20 protein-coding genes are annotated in these 26,738 nt (G+C 44.6%); 10 read left to right on the forward strand and 10 right to left on the reverse strand.

Features of this window, described 5'->3' with window-relative positions; genetic code table 11:
* Positions 1 to 40 precede the first annotated feature (40 nt).
* The 3 genes from FGT79_RS00905 to FGT79_RS00915 are packed head-to-tail and all read right to left on the reverse strand — an operon-like array spanning position 41 to position 3,760.
* A complete protein-coding gene (locus FGT79_RS00905; protein WP_138750916.1) occupies positions 41 to 1,132 on the reverse strand; it encodes a GerAB/ArcD/ProY family transporter in 1,092 nt (363 codons plus the stop codon).
* On the reverse strand, positions 1,125 to 2,294 hold the full coding sequence (locus FGT79_RS00910) for a Ger(x)C family spore germination protein (RefSeq protein ID WP_171056031.1): 1,170 nt from the start codon (positions 2,292 to 2,294) through the stop codon (positions 1,125 to 1,127). The genes FGT79_RS00905 and FGT79_RS00910 overlap by 8 nt, the downstream gene beginning before the upstream one ends.
* 26 nt (positions 2,295 to 2,320) lie before the next feature.
* Positions 2,321 to 3,760: a spore germination protein gene (locus tag FGT79_RS00915; RefSeq protein ID WP_138750918.1), complete on the reverse strand. Its 1,440-nt coding sequence runs from the start codon at positions 3,758 to 3,760 to the stop codon at positions 2,321 to 2,323.
* A gap of 153 nt (positions 3,761 to 3,913) precedes the next feature.
* Between FGT79_RS00915 and FGT79_RS00920 the strand changes: the two genes are divergently transcribed.
* From FGT79_RS00920 to FGT79_RS00945, 6 genes are all read left to right on the forward strand, one after another.
* The gene (locus tag FGT79_RS00920) at positions 3,914 to 4,591 is read left to right on the forward strand and encodes a response regulator transcription factor (RefSeq protein WP_138750919.1); all 678 of its coding nucleotides are present in this window, start codon (positions 3,914 to 3,916) and stop codon (positions 4,589 to 4,591) included.
* A complete protein-coding gene (locus tag FGT79_RS00925; protein WP_138750920.1) occupies positions 4,588 to 6,018 on the forward strand; it encodes a HAMP domain-containing histidine kinase in 1,431 nt (476 codons plus the stop codon). Before FGT79_RS00920 ends, FGT79_RS00925 begins: the two co-directional genes overlap by 4 nt.
* A gap of 171 nt (positions 6,019 to 6,189) precedes the next feature.
* Positions 6,190 to 7,329 carry a Fe(3+) ABC transporter substrate-binding protein gene (locus FGT79_RS00930; protein ID WP_138750921.1) on the forward strand — a complete coding sequence of 380 codons (1,140 nt, stop codon included), beginning with the start codon at positions 6,190 to 6,192 and terminating at the stop codon, positions 7,327 to 7,329.
* Positions 7,330 to 7,331: 2 nt separating this feature from the next.
* Positions 7,332 to 8,987, forward strand: a complete 1,656-nt coding sequence (locus FGT79_RS00935; RefSeq protein WP_138750922.1) for an ABC transporter permease — start codon at positions 7,332 to 7,334, stop codon at positions 8,985 to 8,987.
* Entirely contained in the window at positions 8,984 to 9,631 is a 648-nt protein-coding gene (locus FGT79_RS00940; protein ID WP_138750923.1) for an ABC transporter ATP-binding protein, read from the forward strand. The genes FGT79_RS00935 and FGT79_RS00940 overlap by 4 nt, the downstream gene beginning before the upstream one ends.
* Positions 9,632 to 10,048: 417 nt before the next feature.
* The gene (locus tag FGT79_RS00945; protein ID WP_246096067.1) at positions 10,049 to 10,738 is read left to right on the forward strand and encodes a collagen-like protein; all 690 of its coding nucleotides are present in this window, start codon (positions 10,049 to 10,051) and stop codon (positions 10,736 to 10,738) included.
* A 267-nt stretch (positions 10,739 to 11,005) separates the two neighbouring features.
* Here the strand turns inward: FGT79_RS00945 and FGT79_RS00950 are convergent, their stop codons facing one another.
* Complete coding sequence (locus FGT79_RS00950) at positions 11,006 to 13,357, reverse strand: MMPL family transporter (RefSeq protein ID WP_138750925.1); 2,352 nt, start codon at positions 13,355 to 13,357, stop codon at positions 11,006 to 11,008.
* A 40-nt stretch (positions 13,358 to 13,397) separates the two neighbouring features.
* Entirely contained in the window at positions 13,398 to 14,015 is a 618-nt protein-coding gene (locus tag FGT79_RS00955; protein ID WP_246096069.1) for a TetR/AcrR family transcriptional regulator, read from the reverse strand.
* A gap of 318 nt (positions 14,016 to 14,333) precedes the next feature.
* Here FGT79_RS00955 and FGT79_RS00960 point away from each other — a divergent pair, with 318 nt between their 5' ends.
* From FGT79_RS00960 to FGT79_RS00970, 3 genes are all read left to right on the forward strand, one after another.
* Positions 14,334 to 14,771, forward strand: a complete 438-nt coding sequence (locus tag FGT79_RS00960) for a MarR family winged helix-turn-helix transcriptional regulator (protein ID WP_138750926.1) — start codon at positions 14,334 to 14,336, stop codon at positions 14,769 to 14,771.
* A 97-nt stretch (positions 14,772 to 14,868) separates the two neighbouring features.
* Entirely contained in the window at positions 14,869 to 16,632 is a 1,764-nt protein-coding gene (locus FGT79_RS00965; protein ID WP_138750927.1) for an ABC transporter ATP-binding protein, read from the forward strand.
* Positions 16,633 to 16,675: 43 nt separating this feature from the next.
* A complete protein-coding gene (locus tag FGT79_RS00970) occupies positions 16,676 to 18,409 on the forward strand; it encodes an ABC transporter ATP-binding protein (protein ID WP_138752874.1) in 1,734 nt (577 codons plus the stop codon).
* A gap of 103 nt (positions 18,410 to 18,512) precedes the next feature.
* Here the strand turns inward: FGT79_RS00970 and FGT79_RS00975 are convergent, their stop codons facing one another.
* Entirely contained in the window at positions 18,513 to 19,232 is a 720-nt protein-coding gene (locus FGT79_RS00975; protein ID WP_246096071.1) for an MBL fold metallo-hydrolase, read from the reverse strand.
* 187 nt (positions 19,233 to 19,419) lie between these two features.
* Between FGT79_RS00975 and FGT79_RS00980 the strand changes: the two genes are divergently transcribed.
* Positions 19,420 to 20,304: a TetR/AcrR family transcriptional regulator gene (locus FGT79_RS00980; RefSeq protein ID WP_171056032.1), complete on the forward strand. Its 885-nt coding sequence runs from the start codon at positions 19,420 to 19,422 to the stop codon at positions 20,302 to 20,304.
* Positions 20,305 to 20,811: 507 nt separating this feature from the next.
* Here FGT79_RS00980 and FGT79_RS00985 read toward each other — a convergent pair.
* The 4 genes from FGT79_RS00985 to FGT79_RS01000 all read right to left on the reverse strand — a co-directional run bounded on the left by FGT79_RS00985 (position 20,812) and on the right by FGT79_RS01000 (position 26,735).
* Positions 20,812 to 22,794, reverse strand: a complete 1,983-nt coding sequence (locus tag FGT79_RS00985) for an AraC family transcriptional regulator (protein ID WP_138750929.1) — start codon at positions 22,792 to 22,794, stop codon at positions 20,812 to 20,814.
* 118 nt (positions 22,795 to 22,912) lie between these two features.
* Positions 22,913 to 24,010 (reverse strand): GerAB/ArcD/ProY family transporter, encoded by a 1,098-nt coding sequence (locus FGT79_RS00990; protein ID WP_246096073.1) that lies wholly within the window; start codon positions 24,008 to 24,010, stop codon positions 22,913 to 22,915.
* 23 nt (positions 24,011 to 24,033) lie between these two features.
* Complete coding sequence (locus tag FGT79_RS00995) at positions 24,034 to 25,209, reverse strand: Ger(x)C family spore germination protein (protein WP_138750931.1); 1,176 nt, start codon at positions 25,207 to 25,209, stop codon at positions 24,034 to 24,036.
* Complete coding sequence (locus FGT79_RS01000; RefSeq protein WP_138750932.1) at positions 25,206 to 26,735, reverse strand: spore germination protein; 1,530 nt, start codon at positions 26,733 to 26,735, stop codon at positions 25,206 to 25,208. The genes FGT79_RS00995 and FGT79_RS01000 overlap by 4 nt, the downstream gene beginning before the upstream one ends.
* Positions 26,736 to 26,738: the final 3 nt, after the last annotated feature.

Below are 26,738 nucleotides of genomic sequence, written 5' to 3' on the forward strand. Positions count from 1 at the left end.
ACAAACTTATAAATCCTTATATTTTGGAATAAACCATCCCTCATGATTTATTTTTGACCGATGTTTTTATTAATGCTACCAAGAAAATTAAGGTGGTTAACCCACCTTCAATAGATAATGCGACATAAGGAAACCAATGGCTCAAATATTCTTCTACGATGTAACTATTCTGACTATAGGGGAACACGGGGCTGAAAATGATGATAGATCCAAAAATATAAACCCATATGGTGTGTGTGCGATTTTTAAACAACTGCGCAGTGCCGACGGTAACAGAATAAAATAAGGTTGATATCGTAATAAACGAGCCAGAAATGAAAATAAGCAGGAGTAAAACTTCTATTCGTTCAAAAATGATAAAGTGTGATATTCTCGTCAGAATATAGATGGGATTCTCGAATTGACCAGCCATATTACTGCCCATTGTTGCAATGCTGTACAGAAGGAAAAGTGTCATAATAAAAGAACCTAGAATAACAGCTGATACTTTCACCTTTAATGTTTTTTTCGGAGCCTTCATATGTGGCATAAGCATACCCATTATGACACAAATGCCAAACCAGCTTCCTGGATATATGGCTCCTAACGTTGAAGGTAGGAATCCATTCTCGAATTGAGGAAACAATAGTCCAATGTGAACATAAGGAAGCGCACTGGCAAACAAGATCAGCGATGTTAGCAGTATTAATACGCCTATAATCTGACTTAGGCGGGCTATCGTCTCAATGCCTTTCCCTGCGGCGAAGCCTGCACAAATCGTCATGGTTATCGAGAATACAATCCGAGGCGTTTCAGGCATGAAGGATCGGGATAGAAAATCGCAAAAAATCCACATCGATGTAATGATCGCACCAAGAAAAAAAATAAGATAGATGACATTGATGACCCTTCCGAGGAAGCCCATAATCTCATTTGTATATTGAATGAGAGATTGTTCGCGGTATTTCAGCCCTAACCAATAGAGCAGAGAGGCAACATAAACATCTATGAGCGTGCCTAAAACCATCGAGAACCAAAGGTCTTGTTTTACTTTTCCTACAAGCTGACTGGGTACAGAAAAGAAAGTTAGGGATGCTATGGCGACGAATATGATGAAAAAAAATTGTCCATTTGAAATTTTATTTTTAATCATCTTTATCGTCCTTTTTTATACTTCTGTTAATGAGTAATCCTGATTTCACTAAACGAACATCTGTATCCACAGCGAGCTCAATCGTTTTCAGCGTGGCCCCCCAATTCGCTTCGATCGATTTCCACTTTTCAGGATAAGTACGATGAACGACATCTCCAAAACCAACGGCATCACTCTGATAGGTATCAAAGGTTTTATGCAAGGTATGCTTAATGCCCGTGTTCAAATATTGGTTTAATTTGGTTTCAATCGTATGAGACACTTGTTGAGAGGCTAGATCAAGCGCTTCTGTTGACGTTTTGATATGGGCGTCACATTTCATTAGAATAGACATGACCAATTGATTGTTTTTGAATTGTGCTGTAGTTTTAATGTGAATATTTGTCAAATCGAAATCAATAAATTCATCATTTTTGATTTTGACTTGAATGACACCTGTTTTTGAGGAGCGAGACAGCCAATTAACGATTCGACTTTCATCTAACGATAACCAGCCCGACATTTTGTCGCCATTAAATACAGCAAGCTTTCCGATTTCCATGATGATTTGTTTGGATTCAGATGCAAAAGGCGATATGCCTGGGACAGCAGCCTCATAGCTGGATTGATTTAAACGGGATAGAAATTGGTACAATTCAATGCCGCCTCGTGCTGTATTGTTCGTTTTGTCCTTTAAATAAGCTTTCCATTCATCTGAGGAAACGGCAAGGAGTTCCTTAGAGCGGCTTAGTGCGTCCTTCGCAGTCGAATTAGAGATAAGAACCCAGCTATTGAAATTTTGGTTCGGCTCACGCCAAAAATAATCAACAATATTTGACAGCCCGTTTTTAGCTAGTTTTTCGCTAATTAGAATGGCACGTGTTTGGGAAAAAAATAAGTTTTTTTTCGATTGTTTTTTGATTATCTCAATGGCTTCGTGAATGGTGTGTCCAGTTGCCGTATAAATCGCAACGGCCCTGCGCTGCTGAGTAGCTCCACCAGCAGCAACAGGCAGCGTAGGATTCACTAACTGAAGAGAAACCTGTAATTTCTGGTCTTCATCCAAATCCAAGCCAATAGCAGAAACGACTGTTAATTGATCGAAGTTAATTTGACTCCAACAACCGCTAATCATCATGATCATAGAAGCCGCAACTATGCATTTCAAATAACGAATGACCACAGTTGAACCCTCCCTGAGCTGCCGTGCTATTTTTGTCTTTTTCGAAGAGTGAACCATGGTACCCGCACGAGTGCTCGCTCAGCTTCTTTTGGCCTGAATGGCGCAAAGGGAGCGAGGTATGGCATGCCCACTGATTTGATGGATGAGAGGTGAATGCCCAATAGGAACAAACCGATCATAATCCCATACAAACCTAGGAACGAGGCCAGAATAATCATAACAAAACGCAATAAGCGAATGGTTGCCGATAACGAGATCGATGGGATGGTGAATGAAGCAATTGCAGTACCTGCCACAATAATGACGGATGGCGATGAAATAATGCCTGCTTTGACCGCGGATTCACCAATGACCAATGCCCCGACAATGCTGATTGCAGAGCCAATCGATTTGGGCATTCGTATGCTCGCTTCCCTTAACCCTTCGAAGGTTAATTCCATAAGCAAGGTTTCCATGAGTAGTGGAAAGGGTACGCCGTCCCGAGCAGACAAAATGCTGCTTAACAGCTGTGGAGGCACCATTTCTGGATGATAAGTGAGTACTCCCAAATAAGACGCAGGCAATAACAATGTAATAAAAAAGCCTATAAATCGAATCCAACGGATGAACGTTGCGATTGGATAAGATAAATACAAATCTTCCGTTGTTTTCAGCAGATGAAATAGCGTGCAGGGAAGCACTAATGCAAACGGGGTTCCATCTACAATGATGGCTACGCGTCCTTCAAGAATGGCTCCTGCAACATCATCAGGCCGCTCTGTGCTATATACGGTTGGGAAAAAAGAACTGGGACTGTCTTTAATCAGATCCTCAATATATTGCGATTCTAATATGGCATCAATGTCTATATGATCGAGCCGAGTACGGACTTCTGAAACGGTATCCGGATTGGCCCGGTCGAAAATGTACATCATTGCAATTTTTGTATGTGACATATTGCCTATCCAATGATTCTCAACGCGAACCAATTTGTTTTTCACGCGACGACGAATAAGCGAAATGTTGGTATCGATGGATTCTACGAAGCCATCTCTCGGCCCTCGTATGACGCTTGTTGAAGCGGGTTCATCAATGCTCCGTGTTTCCAAACCTTGCGTATTCGCTGCAATCATGATGTCAATTCCCTCGATAATGACAACGGACCAGCCATTTATGAGTAAAGGGATTAACGATTCATAGCTTGTTACTTGTATGACTTCGGTTGTGGTTATTAAAGAATGACTAATGAAATTTATTGTAGTTTCATCTGAATCAACACGATTGATGGATCTGCTTCCGCTCATAAGCGGTGAAATAATATCATTGTTTAAGCTTTGTTTGTTAATCAATCCATCTACCCACATGATCAGAGCAGGGGTGTTATCACTTCCAATTTGACACTGTCTAAAAGAGAGATCCGAACTATGTCCGAGCTCTTGATCGATATATTCAAAGGCGGCTTTCAATGTACCAGTGAAGTTTCTCATGTCGTTCTCCTTGGAAGAGGGTATGTCACTTTGGATAGTATGGCTGAAATTGGCTAATTTATGCGGAAGGATTGACGTTGAGAAACATTATCAAATACAATGATGGAAATAATGCGTTAGACGAGCATGCTGCATAAAAAGGCGGGTCACGGAATGAAAAGAGTGTTGCTCATCGAAGATGAGAGAAATTTAGCAAGGTTTATTGAGCTGGAGCTGCGGCATGAATCGTTTGAAATTGTTGTTGAAACGGATGGGAATAGCGGCTTGGAGCTTGCCCTGCGTGAGGAATGGGATGCTATCTTGCTTGATCTGATGCTACCAGGGCTTGACGGCTTGGAGGTATGCCGCCGGATTCGCGTATCAAAAACTACGCCTATTCTAATGCTGACTGCTAGAGATAGCATTTCGGATCGCGTCTCAGGTCTTGACAGCGGAGCGGACGACTATATTCCAAAGCCGTTCGCGATTGAGGAGCTTCTGGCGCGGCTTCGTGTTGTGTTCAGAAGACAGGAGAAAGCTGCCGAGGAGAAGCGTTCGACATTAATTTTTGGCGAACTCAGCATTGATTTAGACGCAAGAATCGTGAGCAAAGGAACGGAAACGATAGGATTAACGAAGCGGGAATTCGAGTTATTGCTCGCTTTCATGCAGAATCCGAACCGTGTGCTTTCGCGTGAAACGCTTCTTGATAAGGTATGGGGCTTCGATGCAGCTGTAGATACGAATGTTGTCGACGTCTATGTACGATATTTGCGTAATAAAATAGATTCGCCGGAGCAAGAGAGCTGTATTCAAACGCAGCGCGGTGTAGGATATGTGATGCGGAAATGAAAAGTTTGCGCCTATGGTTCTCCCGTTTTCCGATTAAGTGGAAGCTGACCTTATGGTCAGCTTTGCTGCTGTTTCTGCTGTTTGCTGCGTATAACGCTGTTCAATATGTGTTTGTGGAGAGTTGGATGGTGAAGCAAGCGGAAACGAATACGAAAGAGGATATGCGTGAGATACTGAATTATTTATTGGAGAAGGAGTTCACCTTCGAGGAATCCGAGATGGCTTCCATACGCAGCTTCCTCGAGAAGGTGAATGAACGCAATCAGCTGATTCGGCTGTTAGATGAGGATGGCGATCAATTACTTGTCGTCTCAGAAAATATACCTGAGCGTTGGATGACGGTCTACCCAGTTGGGGAGCTTGCTGCCAAAGGGACGTGGTTTCTAGACGATAATTTGCTGCTTATGAGGAGCCCGCTTACGATATTCTCTTTTAATGGCACGGTGGAAATTGTGAAAAACAATAAGGAATTCGAGAAGCTCAGTACTGATTTTTTTCGGATCATGCTCATCTGCTGCTTTGGGGCGGTCATTATAAGCGGCATTGGCGGCGGCCTGCTTGCACGTCAACTGCTGAAACCAATTCAAACAATGAACGATGCGATGGTTGGCGTGAAGAATAAAGGTGTTAAGGAACGTGTACAGCTGAATGAGAACAAAAATGATGAGATTGCATCGTTAATGAAGCTGTTTAACGAAATGATGGATCAACTCGAGCGATCCTTTGATCAGCAGAAGCAATTTGTTGAGGATGCCTCCCATGAGCTTCGAACACCTGTCGCGATTATGGAAGGGCATATGAAGCTGCTGAAACGGTGGGGCAAGGATGATCCTGTGATACTTGAGGAATCATTAGACGTATCCATACAAGAGCTTGCACGTTTGAAAGGGCTGGTTCAGGAGCTGCTTGCCCTTTCTCGCGCAGAGAAGGAGCTTCCCGCGACAGACGAGCAATGGCCGCATTCCGTTAAAACCGTAAGGAAGCTTATTGTGAATATGAAGCTGCTCTATCCGGATTTTCAATTTGAAGTGGAGCTTGAACCGATTTCAAATACGATTCTGTTTGTTTCGGAACAGCATTTGGAGCAAATACTGCTCATCTTGCTTAATAATGCGATCCGTTATTCAGGTGAGAGCAAGTTGATCAAGGTGTTGGGCATTCTTCAAGAGGATAAGGTGCTCTTGTCTGTGATAGACTTTGGTATAGGCATATCGGAAACAGATTTACCGCTTGTAACAAATCGCTTCTACCGGGCAGACAGGTCTAGGAGCGGCGCTAGTGGTGGGCACGGTCTAGGATTATCGATCGCGACGCGGCTCGTTCAGCGTTATGACGGTCGTTTGCTCATGGCTAGCAAGGTGGGGGAAGGTACGATCGTTACCCTTGTCCTGCAGAAGAAACGGCTGAAGCCGTCCTCGGGCGGATAAGCTCACGTTTCGGGTAGAAATATAGAAAAAGTTGCCCGGAATTAAAATTCGGACAACTTTTTTTATTTTCACAGCATTTTCTCATTTTCGTTCGTTACAATAAGAACTGTTGAGTTGTGGTAATGATATTCATTATCAAATAAAAATAAAAGAATGTGAGGTACTACCCCGATGAAAAAGAAAAATATTGTAGGAATCATCATGCTAACGATGCTGACAGTGCTCGTACTAGCAGGCTGTGGAGCTAATCATACAGCGAATAATAAGTCAGCAGCATCGTCTCCATCTCCTGAGGCAAGCGAGCAGGCTGCTAATACCGAAGGTAATAAGAATGATGCGGTCAAGGATGATGGCAAGGATCAAATCGTAAACGTATTTACTGCAAGACACTATGATGTGGACAGCCAGCTTTTTGATGCTTTTACAAAGGCAACAGGCATTAAGGTTAATGAGATCAAGGGTACGGCAGAGGAACTGGTTGAACGATTGAAGCGTGAAGGAGAGAGCTCTGAAGCCGATTTGTTCATTACCGTTGATGGAGGAGTGTTGAATTATGCGAAGCAAAATGAGGTGCTTCAGCCGATTCAATCGACAGTTGTTGATAGCAATGTGCCGGCAGAGTGGCGCGATACTGAAAACAATTGGGTAGGGATTGCAACGCGAGCGCGGGTTATCGTCTATGCTAAGGACCGTGTGAAGCCTGAGCAATTGTCCACATACGAGGATCTGGCAAGTGATAAGTGGAAAGGCAAAGTATTAGCTCGCTCTTCATCAAGCCTGTATAACCAATCACTTCTAGCTTCCTTTATCGAACTGAACGGGGAACCGGCAGCAGAGGCTTGGGCCAGAGGGATCGTTGCGAATTTCGCCCGTGATCCAGAAGGTGGAGACCGTGATCAAGCGAAGGCAGTTGTAGCAGGACTTGGCGATGTGGCTATTATGAATACTTATTATGTAGGGCAAATGCTTCACTCAAAGGATGCGGAAGAGGTTAAAGTAGCAGAGCAAATTGGCGTGTTCTTCCCGAACCAAGAAACGACAGGAGCACACTTGAATATTAGTGGCGTTGGTCTTACCAAGTATGCGAAGAACAAAGATAACGCAGTTAAGCTGATCGAGTATATGACATGTAAGGATGGTCAAACGCTGCTGACACAAGGAAGCTTTGAGTTCCCAGTCAATGTAGCAGCAGAGAAGCCTGAACTTCTAAAGAACTGGGGAGATTTCAAAACACAGCAGCTTAACTTCTCCAAGCTAGGCGATCATAATAAAAAAGCAGTTGAGCTTCTAGCGAAGGTAGGCTGGAAATAGAAATGTTCGTCTCTACCTTGCTGCGAAACTTGAAGAGAAAGCTAAACGGCTGGGTAATCTTGAGCGTGATAGGGGCCATAACGGCCCTTGTCCCGTCTCTTTATATTTTATTTGGCTTATTCCGCAGACCGAATGAAAATTGGCAGCAAATTAAAGACTATATGCTGCTTGATTCAATTATGCAGTCCATGTGGCTAGTGCTTGGCACCGTCTTCTTTTCCGTTATCATCGGGGTGTCGCTTGCGTGGCTGATGGCTGCACATGACTTTCCGCTGCGCGGATTTTTTCATTTTGCGTTTCTGCTGCCACTGGCGATTCCTCCCTACATTGCGGCTTATACATATGGGTCAATGCTTAGCTATACAGGGAGTATACAAGCCTTTATGCGTAATACACTCGGCGTGAAGCCTAACCAGGCTTATTTCGATATTTTGTCTATGAAGGGCGCTATTTTTGTATTCACTCTTTTTTTATTTCCATATATTTATTTGATCACAAAAACCTTTCTGGAGAAGCAAAGCGCTGCATTTATCGAAAATGCAAGACTGCTTGGGAAAGGACAGCTTCATGTATTTTTTCGCATCGTACTGCCTTTGTCGCAAGCGGCAATCGTTGGCGGAGCAAGCTTGGTCGCATTTGAGGTTCTGAATGATTTCGGCGTCTCGAAGCACTACGGTATTTCTTCGTTCACCACGACTATATTTAAAACCTGGTTCGGGATGTATGATGTGGATTCTGCGCTGCGTCTTGCAGCATTGCTAATGAGCGTCATTATTGGGTTGTTTATAGTAGAGCGAATGCTGCGCAGACGAAGAAGGTTTCATTCGCCGACAAGTCGGACGAGCCCGCTTAGAAGAAGAAGACTGAAGAAGCTGGGAGCCACAGCAGCTGTTGCTTGCTGCACGATTATTTTTGCGCTATCATTCGCAATCCCGGTTATTCAGCTTATGGTATGGGCGACATGGACCTATGCGGAAGTATTCAACGCAAAGTTTGTTCAGCTCATTCGCAATACGTTAGTCGTATCCATGGTTTCAATTGGACTGCTGATGCTGCTTGCTATTATTGTCGCTAATGTGAGCCGCTTGTATAAGCATTCGACCTTCTCGCTTGCAATTACAAAGCTGATTTCGATGGGGTATTCCATTCCGGGAGCGGTGTTGTCGATTGGCGTGCTGGCGGTATTCATATCCCTTGATCATCAGTTAAGCGGTTTATACAGTAAGCTTGGATGGGGTTCTGGCAAACTGGTGCTTAGCATGTCGCTGGTTATGCTCGTTTTCGCCTATGTGATTCGTTTTCTGGCGGTAGGTTTTAATGCGGTCGAATCGGGCTTTGATAAAATAGGCAACCGATATTCGGAAGCGTCCCGTACGCTCGGCATGGGTATGACCAGAACCTTCTTTAAGGTGGATTTGCCTTTAATTAAAGGCTCGATTCTGGCCGGTTTCCTATTAACGTTTATGGAAATGGTCAAGGAGCTGCCGCTTACTTTGCTGCTGCGTCCCTTTAATTTTGAAACACTAGCAACAAAAGCCTATCAATACGCGAGCGACGAACAAATCCATCAAGCATCGCTTCCCTCATTATTCATTATTGCAGTCGGAACACTATCTGTCTTTTTCTATCATTGGTTGGGGGAGAAGAAATCATCATGACATACTTTGAACTGACAGACATCACATTCGGATATGCGAAGCGGGATGCTCCCGTTCTGAAGCAATTCTCCATGCAGGTGGAAAAAGGGGAAGTGGTCGGACTGCTTGGACAAAGCGGCTGCGGCAAAAGCACGTTGCTGCGGATCATTGCCGGATTAGAATCGCCATATTCGGGACGTATCGTCATTAATGACAGAACGCTGCTCGACCAGCAGCACTTTATCGAGCCTGAGCGGCGAGGCATCGGAATGGTATTTCAAGATTATGCATTATTTCCTCATCTGACGGTTGGACAAAATATATTATTCGGACTGCATCAGCTCTCCAAAAAAGACAGGCTGCTTCGCTTAGAGGAGATGCTGGAGTTTATAAAACTTCAGCATCTGGTGAAACGTTATCCGCATGAGCTTAGCGGAGGGCAGCAGCAGCGTGTTGCTTTCGCAAGGGCGCTGGCGCCTTCGCCGGAGCTGCTATTAATGGATGAGCCATTCAGCAGTTTGGATGCTCATTTGAAACAAGAAATTCGGGAAGAGCTGAAGCAATTGCTGCGTGCGGCTCATATAACATGCCTGCTCGTGACGCATGATCAAGAAGATGCGGCTGTGATCTGCGATCGTATCGTGCAGATGGCAAGCCCGACATAAAATGAATAAGGAGGGGGCTATCAGCCTCCTCCTTATTCATTTTAAGAGATCTATCCATGCAGCTTCGCCAGCGAGTGATGATAGTCGCTTTGTTCGAATAATTCCTCATGAATGGATCAAATTAGTGCACAATCTATTAATCTATGAAAATGATCGCTAAAATGATTAGGTGAAATTTCAAAGAGTCTATATTCTCTAAACATATGACCCTCCGCAGAGACCCCTTTTACGAAAAATGGTTATGAGACTAATAGGTTAGTAGGCTGGAATGCATTCAACTAGAAGCATCTTCGCGTACAATGTCTCAAATCCGTAGGAGGTGTTGAGTTGAGTTGTTCAGCTGATAAAACGAAGAAAAGATGTCATAAAAAGACTGTTGTGGTGTGTAAGCCAAAGTGTCATAAAAAGAAAAATGTAGTGGTTAAAAAGAAGATCGTAAAAGTTACCTGCCCTCGTCCAATCATTAATGTTAGACCAGTAGCAGGACCTGCGGGTCCACAAGGACCACAAGGACCGCAAGGATCAACGGGTCTTCAAGGTGTAGCAGGTGCTCAAGGCGTAGCAGGACCTCAAGGCGTAACGGGAGCTCAAGGCGTAGCAGGACCACAAGGCCCAGCGGGAGCGCAAGGAGCAACGGGACCACAAGGACCTGCTGGAGGAATATCTGACTTTGCTTTCTTGTGCAGCGATGAAGAACAAACGGTAGAAGCAGCACCTGCGCCAGGTGGGCAAGGCGGAGCGGTAACATTTAACAACTCTCTCCTTAATGGTACGGCTCTTTCTTTCGCTCCTACAACTAACATTATTATCAATGAGGCGGGTATTTATAATATTAGCTGGGAAGTATTCCCAACAGCGGGTAACAGCGCATTTGGTTTGTTCTTTGATCCTGCTGGTGCTGCGCCTGCAGCATTGGTTCTTTGCAGCAATTATGGTTCAGGTTCAGGCAACCAGCCTTACCAAGGCCAAGTCGTTACTCAGCTATCGGCTGGTGGCGTTCTCACATTGAATCGAATTGACAACACGGGCGCACAGACTTTGCAAAATGAGATTGGCGGAGGTACTCCAACGATTAGCGCTTCGGTTGTCATTCAGAAATTAACTTAATGAGCTTGCAATACACTCACGAATATATGATTTTTGATTGGTTTAGTATAGTTAAACATGGCTTGTCCTAATTCTATTCATTTTATTAAAAGAATAGGTAGAGCATAAATAGGCTTCCTCTGTGTTTTACTCAGAGGAAGCCTATTTGTTGTTTATTCTAGTTGTGAGATGATTAATGACCTTAGCCGAAAAAAAGGTATCACTGCAGCTGTCGGCTGTAGTGATACCTTTACATAAATGAAGCGATTAAATGTGTTTATATCAAAATTAGTGAGCCTTACGTGACTCGCCTTTATGGCTTGCTCCGACTTCTTGAGCCTTCAGCACTGCAAGCAGCTTATCGCCCTCGACATCTAGGTTCGGAAGCATGCGGTCTAACCATTTCGGCAGCCACCAAGCTTTATCTCCGAAGATAGCCATGACTGCAGGAACAAGTGCCATACGGACGAAGAATGCGTCAATCAGAATGCCGATCGCTAGCGCGAAGCCGATCTGTTTGATCATAATATCATGAGCAAAGATAAAGCCCGCGAACACAGAAACCATGATGATCGCTGCAGCTACGACGACACGGCTGGCTTGATCGTAGCCATGAATGACGCTCTCCTTGCCATGATGCCCGTGGACGAATGACTCGCGCATAGAGCTAACGAGGAACACTTGATAATCCATTGCGAGACCATATAGGATGCCGGTAACCATAATCGGCATGAAGCTGAGCAGGGGACCTCCCGTGTCGAAGCCGAATAGGTCATGTACCCAGCCCCACTGGAACACAGCTGTCGTAATACCGAATGTGGCAAGAATGCTGAGTAGGAAACCGAGCGTTGCTTTGATCGGCACGATGATTGACCGGAATACGAGCAGCAAGATAATGATCGAGAGAATTACGATAATGACGACGTAAAGCGGGAATACTTCAGCCAGCTTCGACGACATATCGATGTTGATGGCGGTAAATCCAGTAACACCAAGTTTTACGTTAAACGACTGCACGATGTTGGAGTCGCTGGCACGAAGCTCTTGTACTAAATTTTTTGTCTCGATGTCTGTTGGCCCTGTTTTTGGAATGAGGCTAATAATGGCCATATTACCCGTTTTGTTAACACCCATAGGCGTTACGACTGAAACATTGTCATGCTGTTGAAGCTCCTGAACGAGCCCGCCCAGCATTTCCATCGTTATAGCTTCTGTGGAGCCCTGAGGCTCTGCTACTATGATCAGAGGACCGTTGAAACCCTCGCCGAAGCCGTCTGATATGGCATCATAGCTTTGTCTTACTGATGTATCCAAGTTGGCTGTCGCACCGGAAGGGATGCCCATTTCCATCTTTGCTGCAGGAATTGCAGCTGCACCGAGAATGACGATGACAGCAACCACGATTGTCCAGCGGCCTTTTACGACTCCTGATACCCAGCGGTGTGCAAAGCCATTTGGATTATTAGGGGGTTGGCTGCTGTTCTTCGTGCGTGCTTTGGTCGAGCAGATCCGTTCACCGACAAGTCCGAGCAACGCCGGCAGTAGAGTTAGAGCGACCAGTACATTGATAAGAACAGCAAGAGCGGCAACAAGCGCCATTGCAGATAAGAAGCCAATACCAATAATAACCATGCCACACAATGCAATAATAACGGTCAGGCCGGCAAAAAACACAGCGCTGCCTGCGGTACCGACTGCTCTGCTTGCAGCTTCTCGAGCGCTAAGACCTTGTTCGAGAATCATGCGGCGCTGCCGGTTAACGATAAATAGCGAATAGTCAATACCGACTGCAAGTCCGACCATCAGCGCCAAAACAGGCGTAAGATCGGTCATGTGGAACACATTCGAGAAGGCAAAAGCTCCACCTACGCTTATTCCTACTCCCATGAGAGCGGTTAATAGCGGCAAGCCTGCTGCAACAACTGAGCCCAGTGTCATGAAGAGTACAACGGCAGCGACGGCAATGCCGATGGCTTCCGTTGAGCCGATTGCAGGTTTAGTGGATAGTGAATCACTTGGCAATACAGTAATTCCGGCTTGCTCGACTGGCATTACGGCATCAATGACCAAACCGGGTACGGTTTCGGGCAGAGACATTTGTTGAACGGTGAATTGGAATTGGAACATGGCCACGCGGCCATCCGACGCAAGCATGACACCTGGAACTGGAGCGCCATCGACCATCAATGGTCCATAAGGAGGCAATTCACCTGCGTTTTCTTGTACGGTACCTGCTGCAGCTTCTCCTTGCGCTGCCTGACTGCCTTGTGCAGCCGCGTCTGTCATCGATGCTCCAGCTTGTGCAGCCAGTTCAATCGGATTAATGACATAATCAAGCTGATATACCTTATTAACGGCTTCAGTAATTGAGCTCAATCGCTCTGCTGTATCAAGACGTTCACCCTCAGGTGCTGTGAAAACGATGCTGGCTTGACCGCCTGATGCTTCCGGAAGCTCTGCGGTCAGCTGATCTAATACCTTTTGCGATTCCGTGCCCTCGATTTTCATCTCGGAGGTGACGTGGATGCCATTAACCCCCAATAGAGCAAGAACAATTCCGAGAATCGCAATCCAACTTACAATGAAATACCAGGGTTTGGTATAGGCTGATTTGCCTAGTCTGTATAGAAAAGTTGACATGCTTTAGTTAATCTCCTTTTTAATAACGTGTTTTCGTGAACTAGAATCCGTTCCGTAAGTAATTGAACATGGTATCTAAATAATGATCGAACGTAACCGACTCATGAGCCTCAGAAGCGGGTTGTCCTGGAAGCAGCACGTTCAGGCTGCCGTCAAGCATGGGCAGTACAGCCCCATAAACAGCTCCGACGAGCAGGTGGATATATCCTTCGGGAAAACGTCCAAAGGATAGTCCGTTTAAAGTTTCTTGGGCAGTTAATTGCAAACGGTGCAGTCCGCTAAGAATAAATGGCGCAAGAGACGGGTACTGCTTCGATAGCGTTACAAGCTCTTGTAACTTTACGAAATGCTCTGCTGTCAACTGCATCTTCATCAAATGGTACAGCATCTCAAGCGGGGAAATATCCTCATCTAAGCCTGCAATCCAAATCGCGATTTCATCGGCACCTTTGAAGATGAGAGCCGCTGACGCTACTGCTTCCTCCTTGCAGGAGTAGTGGTTGGCGAACGTTCTTCTGGAGTAGCCGGCGAGATGTACAACATCTTCGACGACGAAGCCATCCATCCCATGCTCCATAGCAAGAGCGAACGCTGCATCAGCAAGCGCAAACGCGGTTGCTTCCCTTTTCATATCGCGTAGACTTTGTTTGTTCATCATGTAACGCTTCAGCGCTCACCTCTTTTCAAATTGAATGACAGCTTTCTCTATACGTTTCGCTGAAACGAAGGCGTCTAAAGTAAGGGCGCCGTTAGACGTTTCTTCTTAAAATATACCCTAACTATATTATTGCCCAATGGGCAACAATGCACAATGAGCAAGCTGTGACAGAATTGTGGCACCTATAATCACAGGTTTGCCACACATTAAAAAAGTCGGAAAAGTGCCAACAGGTTGTCGCAATAATGTTAGCTGACTAACAAATATTGTGATACAATGAGAAAAAGCTGAAATGGAATATGGATAGAGGAGGGCGAAATGAACGCAGACAACAAATCGGTTGCACTTGAACTTAGGACGTTAAGGAATTTGCTGCATAGACAGGTTGACGGATTTATGAATGAGAAATATGGCGATACATTAACCGGTATGCATGGCTGGGTGCTGAAGTATTTTGTAGATAACCAGGACAAGGAGATCTTTCAACGCGATTTCGAGAACCAGTTCACAATTCGGCGTTCGACGGCGAGTAAGATTTTGCAATTGATGGAGAAGAATAATCTTATCACCAGGCAGTCTGTTCCCTACGACGCTCGATTGAAGCAGATCATACTTACGCCGACTGCACACGAGTATTATGAATCGATAGTAGGGAAATATGCACAATTGGAGCTCGAATTAAGAAAGGGTCTGTCAAAGGATGAGATGGATATATTCTTCTCCGTATTGGATAAAATTAAAAGCAATTTAGAGTAGCGGTCATCCCAGTTGAAATGGCGGGATTTATTATTGTAATATTGTTAGTAGGCTTACAGTTCTACAGCTAACAACATGGAGAAGGAGCGTTCGGTAGATGCTAAAGATTTTGAAGTATTTTAATCCCAAAAATGTTTGGTTTATCGTGATCAGTACTGCATTTATCGTGCTTCAGGTATGGCTCGATCTCAAGCTTCCTGACTATTTGGCAGAAATTACAAAGCTAGTGCAGACGGAAGGCAACTCATTAAGCGAGGTATGGGAACCAGGCGCTTATATGATGCTATGTGCGATTGGAAGCTTAATCGCCTCTTTTATCGTCGTCTATTTGGTCGCTCAGAGCGCAGCGTCGCTTGCCAAGAGGCTTAGGAGCCTGCTATTCGACAAGGTTGAATCATTCTCGATGGCCGAGATGAACAAATTCTCAACATCAAGCCTGATCACCCGTTCCACGAACGATATTACACAAGTGCAAACGATCGTAGCGATGGGGCTCCAAGTTATGATTAAGGCACCTATTCTCGTAGGCTGGGCCATTGTGAAAATCTCCAGTAAAAGCTGGCAATGGACGCTCTCGTCTGGTGTTTCAGTTGCACTGCTGCTTCTCATGATCGCTATCGTTATTTTGTTCGCGATGCCGAAGTTCAGAATGATTCAAGGACTTACGGATCAATTGAACCGAGTAACAAGAGAAGGACTCCATGGTCTGCGAGTCATTCGTGCTTATAATGCAGGAGAAAATCAAGAAGCGAAGTTCGGTCACGCGAATCAGCAGTTAACAGATGCGAATCTGTACACCACCCGTTTAATGGCATTAATGATGCCGGTCATGAGTCTTATCATGAGTGGGTTAAGCTTGGCTATTTATTGGATCGGTGCTTTTTTAATTAATGGTGCCGATACAGCAGCAAGGCTCGGTCTGTTCAGCGACATGGTCATCTTCTCTTCTTATGCGATGCAAATTGTAATGGCCTTTATGATGTTATCAATGGTGTTCTTCATGCTGCCGAGGGCTTCAGTTGCTGCTAAGCGCGTCTTGGAAGTACTAAATACGGAGCCAAGCATTAAGGATGGCCGTTCGAATGCGACGAATGCTGCGAAAGTAGGAGAGATTGAATTCCGGAATGTCAGCTTTAAGTATGAGGATTCGGATGAATACGTCCTTAGAGACATTAGCTTCGTTGCGCGTAGAGGTGAGACGGTTGCATTCATCGGTTCAACGGGCAGCGGTAAGAGTACGCTGCTGAATTTAATTCCGAGGTTTTATGATGTTTCTGAAGGTGAGGTGCTCGTTCAGGGCTTGAACGTGAAGGCATATACCCTGCGGGATCTGCATAACAAGCTCGGATATGTTCCTCAGAAAACGGTATTGTTCAGCGGCACTGTGACGTCCAACGTTGCCTATGGTGATAACGGGCGAGCAGCAGGCTCACCAGACGATGTGAAGAAAGCAGTAGCGATCGCCAAAGGTCAAGAATTCGTCGAGAAGCTGGAAGGCGGCTATGAAGGCAGCGTTTCGCAAGGAGGAACGAACTTATCCGGCGGGCAGAAGCAACGCTTATCCATCGCTAGAGCGGTATATCGCAAGCCAGACATTTATATGTTTGATGATTCTTTCTCAGCGCTTGATTACAAGACCGACCGTCAACTGCGCTCCATGCTGAATCAGGAAACGTCAGGCGCTACCAACCTGATTGTAGGACAGCGAATCGGAACGATTAAGGAAGCCGATCTCATACTCGTTCTAGACGAAGGCAAGATCGTAGGAAGAGGCACGCATCAAGAGCTGCTTCAGACCTGTGAAGTATATCGTCAGATCGCGAACTCTCAGTTATCGAAGGAGGAGCTTGAAATTGGCTAAACAACATGTCGCAAACAAAGACAGCATCGATTTCAAAGGCACAATGGGCAAGCTCGTCGCGTATTGCAAGCCACACATGCCACTTGTTATTTTGGCGCTGCTGCTGTCCGTCGTCGGTACGATATTTACGATTATCGGGCCAAGTAAGCTTAAAGACATGACGGATCATATTACGAAGGGGTTAATGGGCGAAATCGACATGGACGCGGTTAGTCGTATTGGCATACTGCTGGTCGTACTCTACGGATTAAGCGTCATCTTCTCGTTCTTCCAAGGCTACATTATGGCAACGGTAACGCAGAAGGTTACGAGAAGCTTACGAACGCGTATCTCGAAGAAGATTAACAAGCTTCCGTTAAAATATTTCGATTCAACCAGCAACGGCGACGTGCTAAGCCGCGTCACGAATGACATCGATACAATTGGACAAACAATGAATCAGAGCGTCGGAATGCTTGTCACTTCCGTCACGATGCTGGCCGGCTCTTTGGTTATGATGTTCTATACCAACGTATGGATGACATTGACAGCGATTATCTCTACCTTTCTAGGATTTGGCTTTATGACCGTGATGATCAAAAAATCACAAACGCATTTCGTTCACCAGCAGGCGAACCTTGGTGCAATGAATGGCCATGTTGAGGAAATATTCACAGGCTATGATGTCGTGAAAGTTTATAATGGTGAACGGAAAGCGAAGGAAACCTTTAACGAAATCAACGAAAAATTGTATGAAAGCTCATGGAAGTCGCAATTTTTATCTGGCTTGACTATGCCGCTTATGATGTTTGTTGGGAACTTCGGCTATGTGGCAGTATGTATCGTCGGCGGAGCATTAGCGATGAATGGTCATATTTCATTTGGTGTCATTGTCGCCTTTATGCTCTATGTCCGTTTGTTCACGCAGCCCTTGGGACAAATCGCACAAGCTGCGACAAGTCTGCAATCAACTGCGGCAGCAGCTGCACGCGTTTTTGAATTTTTGGAAGAAAAGGAGCTCGAAGACGAGAAACATAAAACAAAGGTGCTCAAAGACGTTAAGGGGCATGTTGAGTTCAGAAACGTTTCCTTCGGCTATGATCCGAATAAGTTGGTCATAAACCATTTCTCAGCAAGTGCTTTACCCGGCCAAAAGATTGCAATTGTTGGGCCGACAGGTGCCGGGAAGACGACTATCGTTAACTTACTGATGCGTTTCTATGAGCTGAATGGCGGAGAAATTGCCATCGATGGCGTACCCATTCAAGAGCTCCAAAGGGAAAACGTGCATGAACAGTTTTGTATGGTGCTTCAGGATACGTGGTTATTCGAGGGATCGATTAAAGAGAATATCGTCTTCAATAAACAAGGTGTTACCGATGCTGACGTGAAGAATGTCTGCAAGGCCGTCGGTATCGATCATTTCATCCGAACTTTAACGAATGGCTACGATACGGTATTGAATGAGCAAGTGAATCTTTCTGCAGGGCAGAAGCAGCTTATTACGATTGCAAGAGCACTTATTGCGAATGCACCGCTGCTCATTCTTGATGAAGCAACCAGCTCCGTCGATACAAGAACTGAGCTTCTTATTCAGGAAGCGATGGATCGACTGATGGCGGGTCGAACCTCATTCGTTATTGCGCATAGGCTGTCAACGATTAAGAATGCCGATATTATTCTCGTTATGAAGGATGGCGATATTATCGAGAGCGGCAATCACGAGCAGCTGCTGGCGGCGAAAGGCTTCTATGCAGACTTGTACAACAGTCAGTTTGAGGTATCAGAATCTGCTTAGTGAGATAGAATGGCTAATTACTTGTTGAAAAGCTAAAAACAGAAAACGACCACTCTCCCTTGAAAAAATGGGGAAAAGTGGTCGTTTTTTGTTTGTGAATCCATTACGACCGTGCAGTTAAGTGTGCAATTCGCTTGTTTATGTCGTCTCGCAGCAGCCCGCCATGATAGCAGACGACCGCTTCGATATCGAATGACTTGAATTTCTCCAATGAGTGAGTAGCGTCTTCCATATTATAAGTGGAGTACGGTGAAGATCCTAACAGCTCCCCGTTGTGAACAACTAAGGCATCGCCAGCTATTAATGTTTTGCTCGCATGATGGTATAGACTGACGTGACCAGGCGTGTGACCAGGTGTATGAATAACCGTTAGACCGCCGCCAATGGGAAGAATATCACCATCTGCCAACAATCGCGTTACATTAGGTTTGGAAGGTTGGGAGAAAACTTTATCGTACGAATGACGCACCTCTGCAGGCAAAGATTCAAGCTCGGCGTTTAGTAGATCAAGTGGAAATTTCAGAAGTGGAGCTTTTCCGTCGATCGTGTCTCTATCCGCCTCATGAGCATATACGTCGAATGGTGATATCGCTGAATCCTCAAGGAATTGGGGGAGACCGCCGATGTGATCGATATCCTGATGAGTCAAAATAATCGCTTGAAGTGGTGTCTCAGAAATACCAGCTTGCTTGACGTAGTCTTGAATGACACGGGCTGATCCTGGCATCCCAGTATCGATTAACGTCCAACAATCATTGTCATAGATAATGGTTGGGTGTATAGGCATGGATCGTCCACTAATTTTCATTTCGAAATCCAACATATCTAATCCTTCTGCAATGCGCATAATTACTGCCGAGCTTGTACAACGGACAAGCGTCGGCACACCTCCTTTTGATGTATAGAATAAAACTAATAAGTTCAATATAGAACTAATGAGTTTTATTGTCAATGCCGAAACGTTGACCTCAATCGCAACTCATGTCAATATAAGGTGGGGTGGTAGTTATATGAAGGATATAAAGAAGGCCCAAATTCTCGATACGGCTATAGATTTGTTTCGTAGTAAGGGCTACAGTGCTACATCAATGCAAGACATCGCTGAAGCTTGCGAAGTAGCCAAAGCTAGTATATATAAATGTTTCACATCCAAAGAGGATTTGTTTACAGCAGCGTTCGTAGCTTGTCATCAGACGTTATTGGAGCAAGCAGCTGAACTTGAGCGTTCTGGAATGGCGTTTGGGCTATTCTCCAAGGACAAGCTAAGCCGCCAAATCGAATTCTATCTGTACTATATTCTCGAGAATCACTTGTTTATGGTCGAATTCAGCGAGCTGCCTATTACAGAGAATGAGAGTTTCATTGAGGCGCGGAAGAAAATGCAGGCAGCTCTGCTTATCTGGCGGAAAGAGATGTTAATCGAAGCATTCAGTGAGCAGCTTGAGCCGTACATATGGGATGCAGTCATGCTCTTTCAAGGGATTCTCCATGAATATATGAAAGGTGTACTGCTGAAGGTCATTTCTCAGCCGATTCCGGCACTTGCAGTCTATATCGTCGATCGAATGGAAGCAGTTGTTCACGATTTGATTCAAACTGCACCTCAATCCATAGCTGGTGAATGGATTATTGAAGGGGGGCTCAGCGGCCACAATGATCCAGCAGCACGGAAAGGAACTATTAATGAATTCCTTACTGCTATGGTGGAGCGGATTCATACGCTTCCTTTGTCAGCGACTTCTCGTACCGAATTAATAGAGGTTGTCGGCCTTCTGCGGAGAGAAATACAGTCCGAGAAGCCCGATCTCACCCTGCTGCGAGTGTTGAAGGGTCATCTGGAAGCTGTACCAGAGCTGCGCTCCTACTTGCGCCAGTTAAGGCTGCTTCTGACATAGAGCGCCGACAAATAATCAACGATATTGCAGTGACATTTATGCTCTATACGGAAAGGTAATATTCATTATCTGACCGTGGTCTTTCGCTCATACTATTTTTAAATATGATGTGCAAGTGGGGAGAAGGAAATAGGCCGATTAATGATGGTCAATGAAATGCAAATAGCTTTGTACACTGGCTTCCAGCTTACTTGAAGGTATCCCCATTTCTGGCCGCAGAGGGCGAAATAGGAACGATAATCTGCATCGCAATAAAGCAAAGACGTTTCAAAAGGAGATAATAGCTGGTCAAGTGTAATGAGCTATGATTTGTATCTAGATTATTAAGTCCACTATTCAAATAGGAAATTATGCACTTTTAGTTCAGATACTACCACTAAGGTGAGTGTCCAACTCATTCGAGTCGGTCCAAAACACTAATTAAACGATAGATAACCCAAAAACATGACGGTGCAGAAGCAATCTCTGCACCGCCATGTTTTTGGGTTGGATCTATTCTATCTGCAGTCAATTGTTTTTGACTTCAGCCGGTTTCAAGAAGCTATCTACGATAATAGGCAGCAAGGCATCTAGTGTGATGGGATCGTTGAACGCTGAAGCGTTTTTATCGAGAAAGAATACCCGATTATTCTTAACAGCAGGAAGCCCATTCCATAGCACACTTTCATACATGGGGCTTGTATCCTCTGTGCCGGTTGCTTCCGGTGATGTGAAGATATAGTCGCCTGCAAACTCGGGAAGCTTCTCAAGTGAGAATTCTGCCCAGCCGAGCTTCAGGTCGAAGGCTGGAGGGGATTTTAATCCGAATTCATCGAACAAAATCTCCGTTCCTCGTCCGTACCCTTCGCCATACGCATATACGCCTTTATCATACTGACTTAACACGGATACCGTTTGGTCACCGACAACCTTTAGAACCTGTGGCTTGAATTCAGCAATTTTCGTATTCCACGCATCCACCCATTGCTGAGCCTTATCGACGCGATTTGCTATCTTTCCGAATTCAATCAATTGCTCTTTATAGTTTTTCTCGCCATAGTTTATCGTTACCACTGGAGCGATTTTGCTTATTTCCTCGAGCATTTCGGTACCTTTAAGAGCAATAATAAGATCCGGGTTTAATGTGACAATCTTCTCAATCTCGAAGCCGCCAGGTGATCCAATATCCGCTATATCATCGATCATTCCAGTATAATATGGGTTTCCCATTGTCATCGATGGAGCTCCTACTGGATTAATACCAAGTGCCATGAAATACCCAACATAAGCATGAGTCAAAACGACAATTCGTTGCGGATTTCTGGGAATCTCAACTTCGCCGTCAGCACCTGTATACATAACCGTTGCAGTTGCAGGCTGCGCCTGGTTAGTATCGGTTTGTGCATTGTTTCCGCTGGCAGCGGCGTTGGTGGCTGTCCCTGTATTGGCAACATTGTTGTTGCTGCTTACTGCTCCTGAGCATGCGCTAAGTAGAAGAGTAAGGCTTAGCAAAAGTGTTAATGCGGTTGATTGTTTTCTGTGTCTGATCAATGCAAAAGCTCCTTTATCCGTATATTGATAATCATTATCACTGCGACTATTAATATAACGTCTAAGTTTGCGTGGAACAATGGATGATCTTAGCATGAGGAATGGATTATGCTGCTTTCTATTCGAATCTAGACAAAATTGACGATAGTGAAGAGGAGAATATCCCGTTTGTTTCTTAAATATTCGGCTAAAATAATACACATCCGTATAGCCGATGCTCAAGGATACTTCTTGCAGTGATGCATCTGTGTTCTCTAACAGGCTTCTGGCCCTGCTGATACGCAAGCGAATCATATAATCAATGGGGCTGCAGGACGTGCGCTGCTTGAATGTTCGCGATAGATGGCTTGGGCTGCAGTCGAGCATGGAAGCCAGCAATTCGAGAGTAAGCGGCTCGGCATAATGCTCATGCAAATAGCTGAGCAATTGCTCAGCGGGATCAGCGGGAATGATCCGAATATCCTGCTCACGCAGCTGGCGAATAAGCTCATATACAAATTGGTAGAACAAGGTCTTCGCATGAAGCAGTTCAAGATCGCCTGGGGTAAGCCATTCGCTTGCTGTTAACTCGAGCTTCTCATACAGCGATAAGGGATACAATGGAGCGTAGCCGTATTGGATCTGCAAGGGATTGTCCCCAGATAAGCTGTTGCGAGCTTTCGCTTCTGTTAGCAGTGGCAGCCAAGCCTTATAGAGAACCAAATAATAGTCGAATCTTTCATTCGTAGGCTGAATATCTAGACACATGCCTTTGCCGCCATGCAGGACGAACATGCTGTCCACGATATATTCCACTTCATCCAGCTTAATCTGTGCGGAGCCGCGTATGGCAAATAGAAACATGTTCGCGGGCAGTCGATAAGCTTTTAGCGCATCGCGACTTGATACTCTGGTATATCTTATGTCCATTAATTTAATAGAAGCAGATGTCCATATTAACATATGCTCTTTCAGTTTCACTTCGTCACCACCTGTTAACGATAAGTTAATCCTTTTCCTACTTCATTCTACATATTACTGATCATCACTCGGATGTGCAATGAAAGGACTGGATTTTGCAGCGATCAAGGAATACCGATCACTCGATCGCCATTTTCTTCCTTTGTTTCATTTTCCCAATGACTAGCAATAGAAGAGGCAGACCGATCATATTAACAGGCAGAACAAAAGGAATCCAATAGTTGGTTAAATAGTGAGGGCCAGCCTCGGCAACGTTTTTTGGGAAAAATGCGAATATTAAAAGGACTGGGGCGATGAACCAGATCAAGGTTCGCCAATTTTTAACCTTCAGCAACTGTGCCGTTCCATAGCTTGAAATGAATAAATAAATCGTTAATTTAATAAACACGCTCGCCACCCAAATGACAATCATGAGCGGATCCGAGTTTTCGATAAAGCCGAAAAGTGATATTTTCCGGGACATTTCGAAAAAGGGATACCACATCTCAGATGCAAGATTAGGTCCTATTGTTGCAGCAGTCATAACCATTGCGATTAATGTGAAGAAAGTAGTCGTAATAACTGCCCAATAGGCATACGGTGCTCCTTTCCTCGGTTTATAGAGAAAGGAGGCGAGCATGAGATATTCAATTGAATGCCCAAGATAAGAGGCGAGGGGCAGCGAGCCATTGAAAATGCCTGATATGCCGCTGTCGGCAAAAATGGGAAGCAGATTTTTCAAATCTACGTTGTTTATGCTTGCAAGCAGTGTTAATATGACCATCAGAATGACGATTGGTCCCAGAACTTCGCTGCACCTTGCGATGGATACGATTCCTCCCGAATAGGTTGCATAGATGATCAGTGCCAACATAATAATCATTACCGCCGCTTTCGGTGTTGATGGAAGAATCATTATGTGGATCACATCGGTAAATTGGCGTAGAACAATTGGCAATATGGTGTACCACTGAACGAGATAAATAATGATAACAAGCTTCCCCATCCATTTTCCTAATATCGTTTGGCAGAATTGGATCAAGTTTTGCTCTGGATATAGCTGAACAGTCTTCGTTACGAGCCATGTGATGATTAACGTGATGCCGCCTGCAACTAGAATTGAAATCCAAATATCCTGCTTAGCTGCTTGCAAGCTTGGCGTGAGGGTCATAATTAATGTCATACCGAGATCCATAATGGTAATCATCCAGAAAATTTGTAAGCCGGTTATTTTCATTATGACGATCCTCATTTCAATGGTTAATTCCGCTGTTGATAGGGTGGAGCTTGCGTTCGGCCGATCCGCTCGATTTGGATTTTCGTTTTAATGGTAACAGGGACACTAGTGTATATCGTTTCCCATTTGTGCTTAATGGTTTTCCAATAGTATGGATGCTGGATATGTATAATATTGCCCATATCGAGCACATCGGATTTAAATTTTTTTTGAGAACGTTCCACCATGGTCATAATCGTTTTTTTCATGATATTCGAAAAGCTGGCCTCAATAAGCTTGAGATTGGCAGCCTTGCTTAGATCCAGACTTGTGTCGTTTGCCAATACATTTGCAGTAACATTCAAGGAAATCGTGAGCGCAGGCTTGCCATCTGAGATTGTGGCAATTATTTTCGTTTTAGCTTTCGTGAATTGCAAGCTGACCGTTCCTTTAAAGAGCTTGCTCGGAGCAGTCATTTGCTCGGTTAAATTAGCACTTTTGAAATGTCCCTTCAATATGCGGAAGACTTGTAATTCCGATCCTGAAAAAAAGCCTACCAATGTATTTTTTTGGTACACTGCCGCTTTGTCAATCAGGAAAGTTTTTTGTTTGGAATCTTTATTGATGATTCGAATAGCTCCGGTAATCGAAGTTTTTCCATTTGAGGTGAGATCATTAATAAATTCGTCAGATTTGACCGAAATACTGAAGTTATTATTTTGAACCTTGTTGATGCCGATTGCCGGAATGAGCTCCAAAGAATAAGGTGAATTTAATATTTCTTTCGCTGTCATTCCGTATGAGGTCACAATATAACTGTTGTAGCGGCTGTCTGGCGAACGCAGCAAAGTATCCAAAACTTGATTAATGCCATGCTTTGCGTAGTTCTCACCAATCACGATAACGCCTCTGTGTCCCAGATTGATGCGTCGTGATAATTGCTGCTGCAGCCGGCCAAAAGCTTCAATACCATCTTTTCCTTTGGCAGATACAACGAATACTGGCTTACCTCCATTGGCTATAGACATTGATGAGCTGGAGATGCCGCTCGGCAGGGCAATTTGCAAGGTTACTTCAAGCTGCCCATCCTCTGCAAGATCAACGCCACTTGCCATCACCAACGCGAGATCATCCATTTCCTTTCGATCCCAGCAGCCGGTCAGAAGACATAAACAAGTAATCAGAGCCGCTATACAAAACAAACTACGGTTTTGCTTCATTGTTCCTCCAACTCCATTTTCTGCTGAGCATGCCGTTTGCGTTTATGCATAATCTGCCAAGGCGCTCTAATTAACACATCCAATAAGCCGGATGGACGCAGCGGTGCAATAGGAGACAAATAAGGAACGCCAAAGGAATGCAGATTGGTTAGATGAATTAAGATTGCGAGCAGGGCAGCGATAATGCCATAAAGACCGAACGTACCAGCGCAAACCACGATCGGAAATCGTAAAATACTTATCGCTTGGCTCATGGTCGGATTAGGAATGAGAAACGAAGCGATTCCTGTTAAGGAGACGATAATGATGACAGGTGCGGAGATAATTCCAGCCTGTACAGCAGCTTGTCCAATAACTAACGCACCTACGATGCTGACCGTTTGGCCGACTGGACGTGGCAGACGTACTCCTGCTTCGCGCAGCGCTTCGAATGTGATTTCCATAATCAAGGTTTCCACCATTGCAGGAAAAGGAACGATTTCTCTAGCAGCAGCTAGACTTAAAGCTAAACTTGTAGGAATCATTTCATGGTGAAAGGTTGTAATGGCAACATAGAAGGAAGGGAGCGTTAATGCCAAATAGGCAAATAAAAATCTTAACCAGCGCAGCATCGTTGCAAAGATGAAATTCATATAGTAGTCTTCTACCGTTTGGAAGCCATGCCAGAGCGTGATCGGCATAATCAACGCAAAAGGAGAACCATCTATAAGCATGACAACCTTACCCTCTATAAGGGAAGCAGATACCAAATCAGGTCTTTGTGTAGATTGGATGACCGGGAATGGCGAGTATGGATGGTCGCTTACAAGTTCTTCGAGGTAACCCGATTCCATAATGCTGTCCATATCAATTTTTGACAAACGCAGCTTGATGTCCTGAATGACTTGTTGCGAAGCCTTGTTTTCAATATAAGCAATGGTCAAATCGGTATGAGAAATCGTCCCCAAGCTGAACTTCTCCATCTTGAGCAGCGGCGTCCGCAATTGCTGCCGAATTAATGCCATGTTAATCGGTAATTTCTCGATAAAACCGATTCTCGGGCCGCGTATGACAGCTTCTGTACTCGGTTCCTCTAATGGGCGGTGTAATTGGTTTTTGATGCAAAAGGAGATTGCCTCACTAGCGGATTCAATGAATAGAACAACGTCGCCTTTCACAATGCGCTGCACGACATGTTTCCCGTTCGTGATGATCTCCGGCTTGGTAACAGAGCTTAATCTATACTTAACCTGCTCAATCAGCTGCTCTGCCGTTTCACTTCCTTCGTCTGTTTGCTCCATTAATGGATCAAGTAATCCATCATTCCATAACATCTCATCAACTAATACATCAAGATAAACGACTAAACCTGGCTTTGAGTCGAACAAAGAAAGTTTTCGTATAATGAGATCGGTGCAGTTCGAAAAAACGCGCTGGAGCATCGATTCGTTGTCATCTAGATTTGTAGATATCGGCTCATCAAGATGAAAACCTAGCCCGTTCACCTGTTTATCAAAAGTTCCCGCAGCATTTTTTGTTTTTTTCATTGT

The sequence above is a fragment of the Paenibacillus sinopodophylli genome, assembly GCF_005930355.1.
Lineage (GTDB): Bacteria > Bacillota > Bacilli > Paenibacillales > Paenibacillaceae > Pristimantibacillus > Pristimantibacillus sinopodophylli.

Bases quoted from the DNA above. Each gene is read 5' to 3' on its own strand.
- FGT79_RS00980 (WP_171056032.1), top strand. From the start codon at position 19,420: ATGAAGGATATAAAGAAGGCCCAAATTCTCGATACGGCTATAGATTTG.
- FGT79_RS00925 (WP_138750920.1), top strand. From the start codon at position 4,588: ATGAAAAGTTTGCGCCTATGGTTCTCCCGTTTTCCGATTAAGTGGAAG.
- FGT79_RS00995 (WP_138750931.1), bottom strand. From the start codon at position 25,209: ATGAAGCAAAACCGTAGTTTGTTTTGTATAGCGGCTCTGATTACTTGT.
- FGT79_RS00905 (WP_138750916.1), bottom strand. From the start codon at position 1,132: ATGATTAAAAATAAAATTTCAAATGGACAATTTTTTTTCATCATATTC.
- FGT79_RS00935 (WP_138750922.1), top strand. From the start codon at position 7,332: ATGTTCGTCTCTACCTTGCTGCGAAACTTGAAGAGAAAGCTAAACGGC.
- FGT79_RS00940 (WP_138750923.1), top strand. From the start codon at position 8,984: ATGACATACTTTGAACTGACAGACATCACATTCGGATATGCGAAGCGG.
- FGT79_RS00970 (WP_138752874.1), top strand. From the start codon at position 16,676: ATGGGCAAGCTCGTCGCGTATTGCAAGCCACACATGCCACTTGTTATT.
- FGT79_RS00955 (WP_246096069.1), bottom strand. From the start codon at position 14,015: ATGATGAACAAACAAAGTCTACGCGATATGAAAAGGGAAGCAACCGCG.
- FGT79_RS00920 (WP_138750919.1), top strand. From the start codon at position 3,914: ATGAAAAGAGTGTTGCTCATCGAAGATGAGAGAAATTTAGCAAGGTTT.
- FGT79_RS00930 (WP_138750921.1), top strand. From the start codon at position 6,190: ATGAAAAAGAAAAATATTGTAGGAATCATCATGCTAACGATGCTGACA.
- FGT79_RS00965 (WP_138750927.1), top strand. From the start codon at position 14,869: ATGCTAAAGATTTTGAAGTATTTTAATCCCAAAAATGTTTGGTTTATC.
- FGT79_RS00950 (WP_138750925.1), bottom strand. From the start codon at position 13,357: ATGTCAACTTTTCTATACAGACTAGGCAAATCAGCCTATACCAAACCC.
- FGT79_RS00990 (WP_246096073.1), bottom strand. From the start codon at position 24,010: ATGAAAATAACCGGCTTACAAATTTTCTGGATGATTACCATTATGGAT.
- FGT79_RS01000 (WP_138750932.1), bottom strand. From the start codon at position 26,735: ATGAAAAAAACAAAAAATGCTGCGGGAACTTTTGATAAACAGGTGAAC.
- FGT79_RS00915 (WP_138750918.1), bottom strand. From the start codon at position 3,760: ATGAGAAACTTCACTGGTACATTGAAAGCCGCCTTTGAATATATCGAT.
- FGT79_RS00960 (WP_138750926.1), top strand. From the start codon at position 14,334: ATGAACGCAGACAACAAATCGGTTGCACTTGAACTTAGGACGTTAAGG.
- FGT79_RS00975 (WP_246096071.1), bottom strand. From the start codon at position 19,232: ATGTTGGATTTCGAAATGAAAATTAGTGGACGATCCATGCCTATACAC.